Source organism: Mycobacterium heidelbergense, from assembly GCF_010730745.1.
In the GTDB taxonomy this organism is placed as follows: domain Bacteria; phylum Actinomycetota; class Actinomycetes; order Mycobacteriales; family Mycobacteriaceae; genus Mycobacterium; species Mycobacterium heidelbergense.
On the sequence record NZ_AP022615.1, the window covers coordinates 1,126,534 to 1,139,607 of the forward strand.

Sequence of the window (13,074 nt, forward strand, 5' to 3'; positions counted from 1 at the left end):
GCTGTGAAAACGATCAAAGTCTGGCGTGCGTTGCCGCGGATGGCGTACGTGCAGTGGGTGCGGGCCGCAGGGGGCAAGCCGGCAACCGCTCGTGGACACCCTCGAGGGGAAGGAACGACGACCAATCTGCGGCCGATGCTTTCAGTCGCAGGATCGTGGGTTGGCAGGTCGCACCCGCCGGTGACAGCTTCGATTCGCGGTCGATCGAGGGCGACGGGCGGGGCGAGGCTCTTGCTCAGCTGGCCGGGCATGGAACGCGTGGCTGGGCGTACCTGTGTATTACATTGAGCGAATCGTGGCAACAAAATAGACAATTAACTTCGACGATATGTATTAGCAGCAAATCTGCTTGAAGCACACGGGAGACTATTACCCGAATTGGGCGAAATAGGCGGCCCTAGAAAAATAATTTATTGGCAGCCTAGAGTAGCGTGACACGGCGTGGTTGCCGGATGCCAACAAAGCCATGATGTGAGCGTCTCGATCCGCTCACAACAGGCAGTTCAATCCACCCTCAACGTGCCGGTGTGATTTCGCCAACGGCGATGGCCCCCTTCACGAGAAGGGGGCCATCGTTTACCGTCGCGCTTGTCAGCCGCGTGTGCGGCGACCCGTTGCGGACCTCGACGTAGTTGCGCGTGCGTGGTTGGCCCGCCGGATGCGCCATGGTTCCGACAACGGTCCGCCGATTCGACGGGGCCGAATGCGTCACCGATAGGCGTCGCTGCGCTTGGCCACGTTGAACACCGTCACCTCACCGGCGCCATCGTCGATGGAGTACACCACCCGATACTGTCCGAAGCGCACACGCCAATCAGCGTGACTGCCAACGAGTTTCTTGGCCTTGACGGGCGGCGGGTCGTGGGACAGACCGATGACCACCTGCAGAGCCGTTTCCAACTCGGCACGCGGAAGCCGCTGCAACTGCTTGAGTACGTCGGGGTGAAAAGAGACCTTCATCCGGCCGCGAACGCGTCCGCGTCGACACCAAGCGCATCGAGCATCTCTGCGAGAGGCATGGCACGAAACGAGTTGACCCGTAGCTCACGCAGCCGGAGCGCATCGACGACGTCAGCGTGCTCGTGCAGCCGCTCATAGTCGGCCAAGCTGATGATCACCGCGACCTCGGTACCACTGTCGGTGATGATGGCTTCTTCGCCTGTCGCGGCCACCGCCCGCACAACCGCTCCCAGGCTCCCGCGGAGATCCCGCAGACTATGAGTACTCATGTGCACAGATGTTACACAGGCTCAAGAACGTTGCAGCGGTCCTGAATTCATGAGCCCGGGACTCGGCCACTGCGATCGGCAGGGCTCCGGCCTGGTGGCGGCGTGGGATGGATTGTTGGGAGACAGCCACCGCGACGATAGACTGATATCAACGATATCGGGAGGTATGCATGGCAGATGTACTCATTCGGGGATTGTCCGATGCCGCTGTGGCCCGCATCGACGCCGACGCGGCTTCCCAGGGGGTGTCGCGCAATGAATACCTTCGCCGCAGATTTGAGTCTGAACGATCCGCCGGTCCGGACAGCAAACTCACCGTCGAGGATCTCCGTCGGGCTGCCGAGGCCGCCAAGGATCTTGACGATGGACAGGTAATGGAGTCTGCGTGGCGGTAACCTCGTGGCTCATCGACAAGTCGGCCTACACCCGCCTTGCAGCATCCATCGATGCCCAGATGTGGGTAGATCGAATCGAACGCGGTCTGGTTCGGATCAGCACCATCACACGACTTGAAATTGCCTACTCGTTTCGGAGTGCTGTGCAAGCGCGCGAAGAATCGGCCTCACCGCCGCTTACTTTGATGCCCTTGGAGTATCTGACACCTGCGGCCGAGGAGCGTGCGATCGCGGTTCAATTGCTCCTCGCCGACCGTGGCCAGCACCGTGCACCATCGATTCCTGATCTGCTGATTGCGGCCACCGCCGAGGTCGCTAATCTGACAGTCTTGGCTCTGGACAAGGACTTTGATCTGATAGCAGATATCACCGGGCAACCGATCGAGCGCCTACGTTTATGAGGCCGTCCTCAGTCGGGCCCATTCCGCTTCCTGGTCACCGGCGACCCCGCTGACGCCATCACACTGCTCGAGGGCCTGCGGTCTTTACTGGGCCGCGACGAGCATTAAGGCACATAAGAGCGCGGCCGTGAAACCCCAGAGACGAAGCGTCCCCGGCCGCGGGACCGGGGACGCTTCGGTTGATGCGCGAACTCAGTGATGGTGGTGATGACCGTGGCCGTGGCCGTGGTCGTCCGCCTCCTCGGCCGGCTTGTCCACGATCGCCGTCTCGGTGGTGAGCACCATGCGAGCCACCGACGCCGCATTGACCACCGCGGACCGCGTCACCTTCACCGGGTCGATGACTCCCTCACCGACCAGGTCGCCGTAGCGCAGCGTCTCCGCGTTCAGCCCCTGCCCGGCGGGCAGCTCCCTGACCTTGTTGACCGCGACGGCGCCGTCCAGCCCGGCGTTGGTGGCGATCCAGTACAGCGGGGCCGCCAACGCCTCGGAGAACACGTCGACGCCGACCGCCTCGTCGCCGCTAAGCGACGCACGCAGTTCCTTCAGCGCCTTACGGGCCTGGATGAGCGCCGATCCGCCGCCCGCGACGATGCCCTCCTCGACGGCGGCCTTGGCGGCCGCGACGGCGTCCTCGACGCTTTCCTTGCGTTCCTTGAGCGCGGTCTCGGTGGCGGCACCCACCTTGATGACGGCCACCCCGCCGGCCAGCTTGGCCAGCCGTTCCTGCAGCTTCTCGCGGTCCCAGTCCGAGTCGCTCTTCTCGATCTCGGCGCGCAGCTGCTTGATGCGGGCTTCGACCGCGTCCTTGGAGCCGCCGCCATCGACGATGATGGTGTCGTCCTTGCTGACCACCACGCGGCGGGCCGAGCCCAGCACGTCGGTGCCCACCTCGCGCAGCACCAGGCCGGCGTCGGGGTTGATCACCTGGCCGCCGGTGACCACCGCCAGGTCATCGAGGAACGCCTTGCGCCGGTCGCCGAAGAACGGCGCCTTGACCGCGACCGCCTTGAGCGTCTTGCGAATGGAGTTGACGACGAGCGTCGCCAGGGCCTCGCCCTCGATGTCCTCGGCGATGATCAGCAGCGGTTTGCCCGATTCGGCGACCTTCTCGAGCATGGGCAGCAGGTCGGGCAGCGAGCTGATCTTCTCCTGGTGCAACAGGATCACCGGGTCGTCGAGCACGGCTTCCTGGGAGTCGAAGTCGGTCACGAAATACGCCGACAGGAAACCCTTGTCGAAGCCGACGCCCTCGGTGAACTCCAGCTCGGTGCTCAGCGTCGAGGATTCCTCCACGCTGACCACGCCGTCGGCACCCACCTTGGCCATCGCCTCGCCGACCAGCTCACCGATGTGCCGGTCGCGCGACGACACGGTGGCCACCTGGGCGATCGCGTCCTTGCCAGACACCGGGGTGGCCGACGCGAGCAACGCCTCGGACACCGCGTCGCCGGCCTTGCCGATTCCGATGCCCAGCGCGATGGGGTTCACGCCGGCGGCAACCATGCGCAGGCCGTCCTTGACCAGCGCCTGTGCCAGCACCGTCGCCGTGGTGGTGCCGTCGCCGGCGACGTCGTTGGTCTTGGTGGCCACCGACTTCACCAGCTGGGCGCCCAGGTTCTCGAACGGGTCTTCCAGGTCGATCTCGCGCGCGACGGTGACGCCGTCGTTGGTCACGGCCGGTCCGCCGAATGCCTTGGCCAGCACCACGTGCCGGCCGCGCGGCCCCAGCGTCACCCGCACCGCGTCGGCGAGCTTGTTCACGCCCGCCTCCATCGCGCGGCGTGCGGTTTCGTCGTACTCAATGATCTTGCTCATCAGGCTCCTTCACGCCGAACGCGTGCCGCCCCGGAAATCACCCGCGGTTAGCGCGCGGGGATCGCCGGGGCGGAACACGGTCCTTACTTGGATACGACAGCCAGCACGTCGCGCGCGGACAGGATCAGGTACTCCTCGCCGTTGTACTTGATCTCGGTGCCGCCGTACTTGCTGTAGATGACGGTGTCACCCTCCGACACGTCCAGCGGAATCCGCTTCGCGCCGTCGTCGTCCCACCGGCCGGGGCCGACTGCGACGACGGTGCCTTCCTGCGGCTTCTCCTTGGCGGTGTCAGGAATGACCAGACCGGACGCGGTCGTGGTCTCGGCCTCGTTGGCCTGCACGAGAATCTTGTCCTCGAGTGGCTTGATGTTCACCTTCGCCACGATTGGAGCCCTCCACTAGTTAGATCGGGTCCGGGCCAGCCCCGAACCGTCCGAATTATCAGTTAATCCGGCATCCATCCGTGCCCTCGCGCCGTCGTCGCGGGTGCCGACACAGGGCTTGGTCGATTGCCACCTAGCACTCTATACATGCGAGTGCTAGCACTCAAGGCCGCCTCCCTGCTTCCCCTATTCCTGCCCTATTCCTGCCCTATTCCTGCCCTATTCCTGCCGCGAACGTGCACAGTTGGACGCATTTCCGCGGCGCGCCATGCACAGACACGCACGCTCGCGGCGGTTGATAGACCTAAACCTGGCCTTTCAGCACCGGCAGGCCGGGGTCGCTGGGCACGTCCAGCGGCGACGGTGGCGCCCCCGCGGCCACGAGGTGCGCGGCGAACGACGCGATCATGGCGCCGTTGTCGGTGCACAGCCGGGGCCGCGGGATCCGCAGCGCCAGGCCCGCCGCCGCGCAGCGCTGGGTGGCCAGCTCCCGCAGCCGCGAGTTCGCGGCCACTCCCCCGGCGATCAGCAGTGTGGAAACGCCGAGCGCGGTCGCCGCGCGCACCGCCTTCATGGTCAGCACGTCGGCGACGGCCTCCTGGAAGCCGGCGGCGATGTCAGCCGTGCCCGCGTCGGGGTGGCTTTCCACATACCGCGCCACGGCGGTCTTGAGCCCGGAGAAGCTGAACGCGCACGGGTCGTCGGCGGGGCCCGTCATGCCGCGGGGGAACGCGGGGATCTCCGCGGCCTCTCGGCCGCAGGTGCGGGCCAGGTCGTCGAGCACCTTGCCGCCCGGGTAGCCCAGCCCCAGCAGCCGCGCGACCTTGTCGTAGGCCTCGCCGGCGGCGTCGTCGACGGTGCTGCCGAGTTCGACGATCGGCTGCCCGAGCGAACGTACGTGCAGCAGGTGGGTGTGTCCGCCCGACACCAGCAGCGCAACGCACTCGGGCAGCGGCCCGTGCTCGTACACGTCGGCGGCCAGGTGCCCGCCCAGGTGGTTCACCGCGTAGAACGGCACCCCCCAAGCGGCCGAATACGCCTTGGCCGCGGCGACTCCCACCAACAACGCGCCGGCCAGGCCGGGGCCGATGGTCGCGGCGACGATGTCCGGCTTGGTCAGGCCGGCGGCCGCCAGCGCGCGCCGCATGGTGGGTCCGAGCGCCTCGAGGTGGGCCCGCGAGGCGATCTCGGGGACGACGCCGCCGAAGCGGACGTGTTCGTCGACGCTGGAGGCCACCTCGTCGGCCAGCAGGGTGACGGCGCCGTCCTCGTCCAAGCGCGCGATACCGACTCCCGTTTCGTCGCAAGAGCTTTCGATGGCCAGGATTGTGGTCACTGCGCCTCCCGCCGCATCGTGTACGCGTCGGCGCCGCTGGCCCGGTAGTAGCGCCGGCGCAGGCCGATCCGCTCGAAGCCGACGCTGCGGTACAGGGCGATGGCCGCCTCGTTGTCGGTGCGGACCTCCAGGTAGACCACGCCGCCGTCGGCGAAGGCCAGCAGCTCGCCGAGCAGCCGGCGGCCGATGCCCCGGCCCTGATACGCCGGGTCGACGCCGATGGTGTGCACCTCGTACTCGAACGGCGGCGTGCGGCCCAACCTGGAGATGCCCGCGTACCCGACCAGCGCGCCGCCGGCGCGCGCGCCGACGTAGCGGTTGTGCGTGCTCGCCAGCTCGCGGTGGAACGCCACGGCGGGCCAGGGGTCGTCGCCGTCGAACAGCAATGCCTCCAGCTCCGCGCACCTTTGCGCGTCGGCTTGTGTCAACGCGCCGACGGTCACGGGCTCGCTGGGGGCGGTCATCGGCGCGCCGCCAGGGGCTTGGCGTCGGGCCGGCGCAGATACAGCGCCACCAGCGGCGCGGGTTGCTCTGACCAATCGGACACCGCGGCAACCAGTCCGGCCGGCGTCGGGTGGACCGGCTCGCATACCGGCAGGCCGAACAGCGCCGCGTGCTCGGGCGAGCCGGCGACCGCCCGGGCCGCGCCGGGGTCGACGTCGGCCGGGGCGTTCACTCCCGGTCCGCCGGTGCGGACCCCGCCGCGGTAGCGGGCCCAGTAGACCTCGCGCCGGCGGGCGTCGGTGACCACCAGGACGTCGCCGGTGGTTTGCACCCCGATGGCGTCCAGGCTGCACACGCCGTGCACGGGGATGCCCAGCGCGTGCCCGTACGCGGCGGCGCTCGCCATCCCGACCCGCAGACCGGTGAACGGGCCCGGGCCGCAGCCCACCACGACGGCGTCGAGATCGGCCATCGTCAGCGCGGCATCGGCCAGCGCGGCCAGCACGTTGGGAGTGAGCCGCTCGGCGTGCGCGCGGGCGTCGAGGGTGACCCGTTCGGCCAGCACCTGATCGGGCAGCCGAACGACGCCCGCCGTGACGGCCGGGGTTGAGGTGTCCAGGGCGAGAACGAGATTCACGGGTGCCCCCACTCCCACGTCGCGATCCGCACGTCGGAGTGGCTGACGCGCTCCAGGCGGACGGCGAGGTGCCGCTCGGAGAGGCGCTCGGCGAGGCCCTCGCCCCACTCCACCACGACGACCGCGTCGTCGAGATCGGTGTCGAGGTCCAGCGAATCGAGCTCACCCAGCAGGTCGGCACCGTGATGGTCCAGCAGCCGGTACATGTCGACGTGGATCATCGCCGGCGCGCCGGGCCGCCGCGCCGGATGCACCCGCGCCAGCACGTAGGACGGCGACGTGACCGGGCCGTCGACGCCCATCACCGCGGCAATTCCCTTGGCCAGCACGGTCTTCCCCGCGCCGAGCGGACCGGAGAGCACCACCACGTCGCCGGCCCGCAGCCGCTCACCCAAGCGCGACCCCAGCGCGACGGTGTCCTCGACGCGTTCGAGCGTGGCGGTTCCCCGCGTCTCAGCCCTGGCCACGGCGGCGCAACCTTTCCCGGAATCGCCGGTACCACAGGGCCATTGCGCCCGGAACGGCCCGGTTCACCAGCCGGACCAGCCCGTCGTTGATGGCGTCGGGCTTGTCCAGCAGCGCCAGGTGGCTGGCCCCGCCGACGATGACCAGCTCGGAGAGCGGCAGCGAGGCCGCCATCTTCCGCGAGTATTCGTCCGGGGTGAGCAGGTCGTGGTCGCCGCAGGCGACCAGCGTCGGCACCTTCAGCAACGTCCACAGCCCGGCGGTTTCGTCGTGGTGCTCTAAGGCGTCCAGGAAGCCCACCATGGTCGGGATCGGGGTGCCGTTCATCATCCGCTGGGAGAACGCGTCCAGGCTCCGGCTGACCTGCATGTCGCTGAAGGAGGCCGCCCGCAGGATGGGCCCGATCAGGGAACGAGACACGTTGCGGCCGCGGTGCATCAGCTTGGGCGCCGACCGGGCCGTGAACCGGATCGCCTCCAGCGCAGGGTTTTTCACGATCTCACCCAGCGGCGAGCGCGTCACCCCTTCGGCGGCGGAGGAAATCAATGCGGCGCCGACGATCCGGTCGCCGTAGCGGTCGGGGAATTGGCGGGCGTGCGACAAGACGGTCATGCCGCCCATCGAATGGCCGACCAGCACGATGACGCCGCGGGGGGTGACCTCCTTCAGCACGCTTTCCAGGTCCTGGCCCAGCTGGGTGAGCGTGTAGGTCTCGGGCGCGCCTTCGCCGGACCGCCCGTGCCCGCGCTGGTCGTAGAAGATCATCCGGACGCTCCGACCCAGCCGATCGGGGAGCCGGGTCCGCTGAAAATGGAAGGCGCCCATGCGCAGACAGAATCCATGGACGAAGACCATGGTCACCCGCGCGTCCACCGGACCGGCTTCGCGGACCGCCAACGGCACGCCGTCGGGGGTGGTCACCACGTAACTGCGGTCGCGGTCCAGCGCGCCGAAATCCTCATCGGCGTAAGGGTCTTCGACGGTGGCGCGCTGGGTCACGGACCGGCGGGCGGACGCCCCGACGATGGTGGCGACGGCGGTCAGCCCGGCGCCCCCCGCAAGCCAGGCCCTGCCGCTCTGGCGCCCGCGGGTTGTGTCACGGCTCAACGGTTTGCGCCTCGCGGTAGGTTCTGCCGATCCGCCCCCGGGGGCTGGTGACCACTTCGTAGTGGATGGTGCCCAGCAGGTCGGCCCAGTCCTGCGCGGTGGGTTCGCCGCCGGCGCCGGGCCCGAACAGGATCGCCTCGTCGCCCTCGGCCACGTCGGGCCGTCCGGGCCCCAGGTCGACGAGGAACTGGTCCATGCAGATCCGCCCGACACCGGGTCGCCGCCTGCCGTTGATCAGCACCTCCAGCCGCCCGCCCAGCGCCCGGAACACGCCGTCCGCGTAGCCGATCGGCAGCAGCGCCAGGCTGGTGTCGCGGTGCGCCGTCCAGGTATGGCCATAGGACACGCTCTCGCCGGCGCGAATCGACTTCACCAACGCAACAGGACATTTCACCGTCATCGCCGGAATCAACCCCATGTCGCCGAGCTGGGGAACGGGGCTGAGGCCATACACCGCGATGCCGGGCCGCACCAGGTCGAAGGCCAGGTCGGGGCGCGACATGGTGGCCGACGAATTCGCCAGGTGCGCAACCTCGAACCGCAGCCCCCGGTCGCGCGCCTGCGCCAACATGCCGGTAAACCGTTGGGCCTGAACGTCATTGACGGGATTGTCGGGCTGGTCGGCATGCACCATGTGCGACATCAGCCCCCGCAACCGGATCGCGTCCTCGGCGACGGCGAGGCGCAGCGCGGTCAGCATCGCCGGATAGTCCGCCGGGGCGACGCCGTTGCGGTTCAGCCCCGTGTCGACCTTGACGGTGACCGGAGCCGTCCGTCCGGTCCGGCGCACCGCGTCCAGCAGCTCGTCGAGCTGGCGCACCGAGGACACGGCGATCTCCACGTCGGCCAGCAGCGCGGGCCCGAAGTCGATGCCGGGCGGATGCAGCCACGCCAGGATCGGCGCGGTGATTCCGTCGGCGCGCAGCGCCAGCGCCTCGTCGACGGTGGCGACGCCCAGTTCGGCCGCTCCCGCGGCCAACGCCGCCCGCGCGACCCGGGTGGCCCCGTGGCCGTAGCCGTCGGCCTTGACGACGGCCATCACCGGCGCGCTGCCGGCATGCTCGCGCAGCACCCGGACGTTGTGCGCGATCGCGCCCAGGTCCACCGAGGCCTCGGCGTGAACACCCGGCGTCAGGGATATCGGCCTAACTGCCACGGCCGCCATTGTCCCAGAAACCCAAAACGCGCCGCGAAACTGTAACTAGCGACGCCGCCACTCGCGATTTGTGTCGCCAGTTACAGTCTCGCGGCGGCAAAAGCGCTAATGCGCAAAATGCTGGGCGTCGTAGTGCCCGCCGGGCCTGAGCTTGTCCAGCGAGGCCAGCGCGGTGCGGGCGTCGTCGTGCAGCGCCCGGGCCAGGTCGGCGGAGAGCCCCTCGCGGACCACGATGCGCAGCACCGAGACGTGGGTGGCGTTGTCGGGCATGGTGTAGGCGGGCACCTGCCACCCGTAGCCCCGCAGCTCGTGGGAGACGTCGAACTCGGTGTAGCCACGGTCGCGGGCCAGCCGGAAGCTGACCACCGGGATCGCCGAACCGTCCGAGATCAGCTCGCAGTGGTCGCCGTCGCGCAGCTGCTCGCCCAGCCAGCGCGCTGTCGACGACAGGCTCTGCATGACCTTGGTGTAGCCGTCGCGGCCCAGCCGCAGGAAGTTGTAGTACTGGCCGACCACCTGGTTGCCGGGGCGGGAAAAGTTCAGCGTGAAGGTCGGCATGTCGCCGCCGAGGTAGTTGACGTGGAACACCAGGTCCTCGGGCAGGTGCTCCTTGCTGCGCCACACCACGAACCCGACGCCGGGGTAGGTCAGCCCGTACTTGTGGCCGCTAACGTTGATCGACACCACTCGGGGCAGCCGGAAATCCCACTTCAGCTCCGGGTGCAGGAACGGCACCACGAAGCCGCCGCTGGCGGCGTCGACGTGTACTGGGACGTCCACGCCCCCGTCGGCCGCCAACTTGTCCAGCGCCGCGCAGATCTCGGCGATGGGTTCGAGCTCACCGGTGTAGGTGGTGCCGAGGATCGCCACCACCCCGATGGTGTCCTCGTCGACGGCGTCGATCACCTGCTCGGGGGTGATGACGTAGCGTCCCTCCTCCATCGGCAGGTAGCGCGGTTCGACGTCGAAGTAGCGGCAGAACTTCTCCCACACCACCTGGACGTTGGAGCCCATCACCAGGTTCGGGGTGCGGCCCTTCCAGTCCTTACCGACCTTTTGGCGCCACCGCCATTTCAGCGCCAGCCCGCCCAGCATCACCGCCTCGCTGGAGCCGATGGTGGACACCCCGCACGCGCTGGCGGGGTCGTCGTCTTTCAGGTGTTCGGCGTGGAACAGGTCGGCCACCATGCAGACGCAGCGCTGCTCGATGGCCGCGGTCGCCGGGTATTCGTCCTTGTCGATCATGTTCTTGTCGAACGTCTCGGCCATCAGCTTCCCGGCCTCGGGGTCCATCCAGGTGGTGACGAACGTGGCCAGGTTCAGCCGCGAACTGCCGTCGAGCATCAGCTCGTCGTGGATGAACCGATAGGCGGCGTCGGGATCCATCGACTCCTCGGGCAGCCGCAGCGCGGGCACCGGCGCGGTGAACATGCGGGTCGTGTAGGCGGGGGCGATCGAGTGCGCCGGCACGGACGGATGACTGCGGGACACGGCGGATCCTTTCGTTAGGTCGTGATGCGGGCTACAGGGCTGCCAGGGCGGCCCGGATGTGCGGGACCATTCGCGACGACGACGTCGGCACTTCTCCGGGGCCCGGGTCGGCGGCGGACAGGGCCGCGGCGCGCGCGTGCACGAAGGCCGCGGCCGCGGCCGCCTCGGCCGCCGGCAATCCCGACGCCAGCAGCGCGCCGATCATCCCGGACAGCACGTCGCCGGAGCCCGCGGTGGCCGCCCAGGACTGCCCGGCGGGATTGAGGTAGACCGGGCCGCCGGGGTCGGCGATGACGGTCACGTTCCCCTTGAGCAGCACGGTGGCGCCGAACGTGCCGGCCAGCGCGCGGCAGGCGCCGACGCGATCGTCCCCGGGCGGATGTCCGGCCAGCCGCGCGAACTCACCGGCGTGCGGGGTCAGCACCGTCGGCGCGTCACGGTTGACGACGAGCTCGGGGTGGGCCGCCAGGATGGTCAGCCCGTCGGCGTCGACGATCACCGGAAGGTCGGTGTCCAGCGCGAACCACAGCGCCGCGGCCCCCGTCTCGTCGGTGCCCAGCCCGGGCCCGACGACCCAGGCCTGCACCCGCCCGGCCGCCGCCGGGGTGGGCGCCGCGATCACCTCGGGCCACCGCGCCAGCACCTCGCGGTGCGCGCTGCCGGCGTAGCGGACCATGCCGGAGGTCGCCGCGACGGCGGCGCCGGTGCACAGCACCGCCGCACCCGGATACGTCGACGAGCCGGCCATCACCCCCGTCACGCCCTGGGTGTACTTGTCGTCGCGGGGGCCGGGCACGGGCCAGCGCGCGGCCACGTCGGCGGCCTCGAAACCCAGCAGGTCGGTGGGCGGCAGGTGCAGCCCGATGTCGATCAGCTCGACGCGGCCGCAGTCGGCGAGCGCGTGCACGGGCTTGAGCCCGCCGAAGGTGACGGTCAGGGCGGCGTGCACCGCGGGGCCGGTGATCGCGCCGGTCGCCACGTCGATACCGCTGGGGATGTCGACGGCCACCACCGGCGCGGCGCTCGTCCCTTTCAACGCGGCGAACACCTCGGCCGCCGCCGGTCGCAGCGGGCCCGAGCCGGAGATGCCGACCACCCCGTCGATGACGAGATCGGTTGTGGCCGAGACCTTCTCCACGACGCGGCCGCCGGCCTTGCGGAACGCCGCGAGCCCCTTGCGGTGGGTGTGGTCCGGGTTGAGCAGCACCGCGTCCGCGGCCGCGCCGCGACGGCGCAGGAAGGTCGCCGCCCACAGCGCGTCGCCGCCGTTGTCGCCCGAGCCGACGACCGCGCACACCCGGCGGCCGGCGACCCCGCCCGTGCGGGCGGTCAGCTCCGCGATGATCTCGGTGGCCAGCCCGAAGGCCGCGCGGCGCATCAGGGCACCGTCGGGAAGGCTGGCCAGCAGCGGCGCCTCGGCGTCGCGGATCGCGTCTACAGGGTAGTAATGCCGCATCGACGCAAGCATTCCATGCCCGACTGGACGGCGCGGAGGCTACGCCCGCCGAGGGCCGACGCGCCGGAAGGCGGTCTTGAGTTTCGCCGGATTCAGCGGCGGGCGCCTGCGCTCGCGCGCCATCGGATAGAAGCAGAGCCCGATGAGGATCGAGGCGAAGTGCCCGATCGCGGTGAAGTTCAGCTCGACGCGGTCCATCGTGATCAGCGGGAAACCGAAGATGATCAGCAGCACCCCGAGATAGCCCCAGCGCCAGGGCCGCGCGATGTGATAGGTCAGCACGGCCATCACCCCGACGAGGAAATAGCTGACCCCGATGTCGCGGGCGTGCACCATCCGTTCCGAGGCCTGGTGTTCCTCGATCGCGAAGTAGAGGATGCCCTCGCTGATATAGGTGGCGAGGATGTGGGCGGTCAATCCCACGGTGAGCCAACGCAGGTGGCCAAGCCAGTGTTCGGCCGGCGCGAGAAACAGGGTGAACAGCAGCAGGTACGGTTCCAGGTTCCTCCCGTCGATCCACAGCAGGCTGGAGAACAGCACACCGAGCGGGTCCGTCGCCAACGCGTGAATGTTGGTGGAGCGGTGCAGCAGCACCCAGTGCAATTGCCGCCCGGGCAGTTCGTTCTGGATGATCGTCGTGATCAGCAGCGCCACCAGCCACGTGTAGGTCAGCGGCGCGCCGGTGACGAAACGCCACATCGTGAGCCACATGCCCCGCAGCCGTGTCCCCACCGATGCGTGCGCCACGATGAT

At 69.1% G+C, this 13,074-nt stretch carries 15 protein-coding genes; 2 read left to right on the forward strand and 13 right to left on the reverse strand.

From position 1 onward, the window contains the following. Positions 1-708: 708 nt before the first annotated feature. Both G6N25_RS05285 and G6N25_RS05290 read right to left on the reverse strand, forming a co-directional pair. Entirely contained in the window at positions 709-960 is a 252-nt protein-coding gene (locus G6N25_RS05285; protein WP_083075072.1) for a type II toxin-antitoxin system RelE family toxin, read from the reverse strand. After that, positions 957-1,229, reverse strand: a complete 273-nt coding sequence (locus G6N25_RS05290; protein WP_083075070.1) for a type II toxin-antitoxin system Phd/YefM family antitoxin — start codon at positions 1,227-1,229, stop codon at positions 957-959. Before G6N25_RS05290 ends, G6N25_RS05285 begins: the two co-directional genes overlap by 4 nt. A 170-nt stretch (positions 1,230-1,399) precedes the next feature. Here G6N25_RS05290 and vapB point away from each other — a divergent pair, with 170 nt between their 5' ends. Continuing rightward, on the forward strand, positions 1,400-1,624 hold the full coding sequence (vapB, locus tag G6N25_RS05295) for a type II toxin-antitoxin system VapB family antitoxin (protein WP_083075068.1): 225 nt from the start codon (positions 1,400-1,402) through the stop codon (positions 1,622-1,624). After that, positions 1,615-2,025 carry a PIN domain nuclease gene (locus tag G6N25_RS05300; protein WP_083075066.1) on the forward strand — a complete coding sequence of 137 codons (411 nt, stop codon included), beginning with the start codon at positions 1,615-1,617 and terminating at the stop codon, positions 2,023-2,025. Before vapB ends, G6N25_RS05300 begins: the two co-directional genes overlap by 10 nt. 192 nt (positions 2,026-2,217) lie before the next feature. On the opposite strand, the gene groL is transcribed toward G6N25_RS05300, so the two are convergent. The 11 genes from groL to G6N25_RS05355 all read right to left on the reverse strand — a co-directional run bounded on the left by groL (position 2,218) and on the right by G6N25_RS05355 (position 13,068). Beyond that, positions 2,218-3,843, reverse strand: a complete 1,626-nt coding sequence (gene groL, locus G6N25_RS05305; protein ID WP_083075064.1) for a chaperonin GroEL — start codon at positions 3,841-3,843, stop codon at positions 2,218-2,220. Positions 3,844-3,926: 83 nt separating this feature from the next. Continuing rightward, complete coding sequence (gene groES, locus G6N25_RS05310) at positions 3,927-4,229, reverse strand: co-chaperone GroES (protein ID WP_003873391.1); 303 nt, start codon at positions 4,227-4,229, stop codon at positions 3,927-3,929. Between the two features lie 304 nt (positions 4,230-4,533). Beyond that, positions 4,534-5,565 (reverse strand): tRNA (adenosine(37)-N6)-threonylcarbamoyltransferase complex transferase subunit TsaD, encoded by a 1,032-nt coding sequence (tsaD, locus tag G6N25_RS05315; RefSeq protein ID WP_083075062.1) that lies wholly within the window; start codon positions 5,563-5,565, stop codon positions 4,534-4,536. Beyond that, a complete protein-coding gene (gene rimI, locus G6N25_RS05320; protein WP_083075060.1) occupies positions 5,562-6,029 on the reverse strand; it encodes a ribosomal protein S18-alanine N-acetyltransferase in 468 nt (155 codons plus the stop codon). The genes tsaD and rimI overlap by 4 nt, the downstream gene beginning before the upstream one ends. Then, positions 6,026-6,646 (reverse strand): tRNA (adenosine(37)-N6)-threonylcarbamoyltransferase complex dimerization subunit type 1 TsaB, encoded by a 621-nt coding sequence (gene tsaB / locus G6N25_RS05325; protein WP_083075058.1) that lies wholly within the window; start codon positions 6,644-6,646, stop codon positions 6,026-6,028. Before tsaB ends, rimI begins: the two co-directional genes overlap by 4 nt. Then, complete coding sequence (gene tsaE / locus G6N25_RS05330) at positions 6,643-7,113, reverse strand: tRNA (adenosine(37)-N6)-threonylcarbamoyltransferase complex ATPase subunit type 1 TsaE (RefSeq protein ID WP_083075056.1); 471 nt, start codon at positions 7,111-7,113, stop codon at positions 6,643-6,645. Before tsaE ends, tsaB begins: the two co-directional genes overlap by 4 nt. Next, positions 7,100-8,155, reverse strand: a complete 1,056-nt coding sequence (locus tag G6N25_RS05335; protein WP_232065922.1) for an alpha/beta fold hydrolase — start codon at positions 8,153-8,155, stop codon at positions 7,100-7,102. The genes tsaE and G6N25_RS05335 overlap by 14 nt, the downstream gene beginning before the upstream one ends. A gap of 52 nt (positions 8,156-8,207) precedes the next feature. Continuing rightward, entirely contained in the window at positions 8,208-9,374 is a 1,167-nt protein-coding gene (gene alr, locus G6N25_RS05340) for an alanine racemase (protein WP_179961650.1), read from the reverse strand. A 105-nt stretch (positions 9,375-9,479) separates the two neighbouring features. Beyond that, positions 9,480-10,865, reverse strand: a complete 1,386-nt coding sequence (locus tag G6N25_RS05345) for a glutamate decarboxylase (RefSeq protein WP_083075050.1) — start codon at positions 10,863-10,865, stop codon at positions 9,480-9,482. A 31-nt stretch (positions 10,866-10,896) separates the two neighbouring features. Then, positions 10,897-12,321 (reverse strand): NAD(P)H-hydrate dehydratase, encoded by a 1,425-nt coding sequence (locus tag G6N25_RS05350; RefSeq protein WP_083075117.1) that lies wholly within the window; start codon positions 12,319-12,321, stop codon positions 10,897-10,899. A gap of 39 nt (positions 12,322-12,360) precedes the next feature. After that, complete coding sequence (locus G6N25_RS05355; RefSeq protein ID WP_142272722.1) at positions 12,361-13,068, reverse strand: rhomboid-like protein; 708 nt, start codon at positions 13,066-13,068, stop codon at positions 12,361-12,363. Between the last annotated feature and the right edge of the window lie 6 nt (positions 13,069-13,074).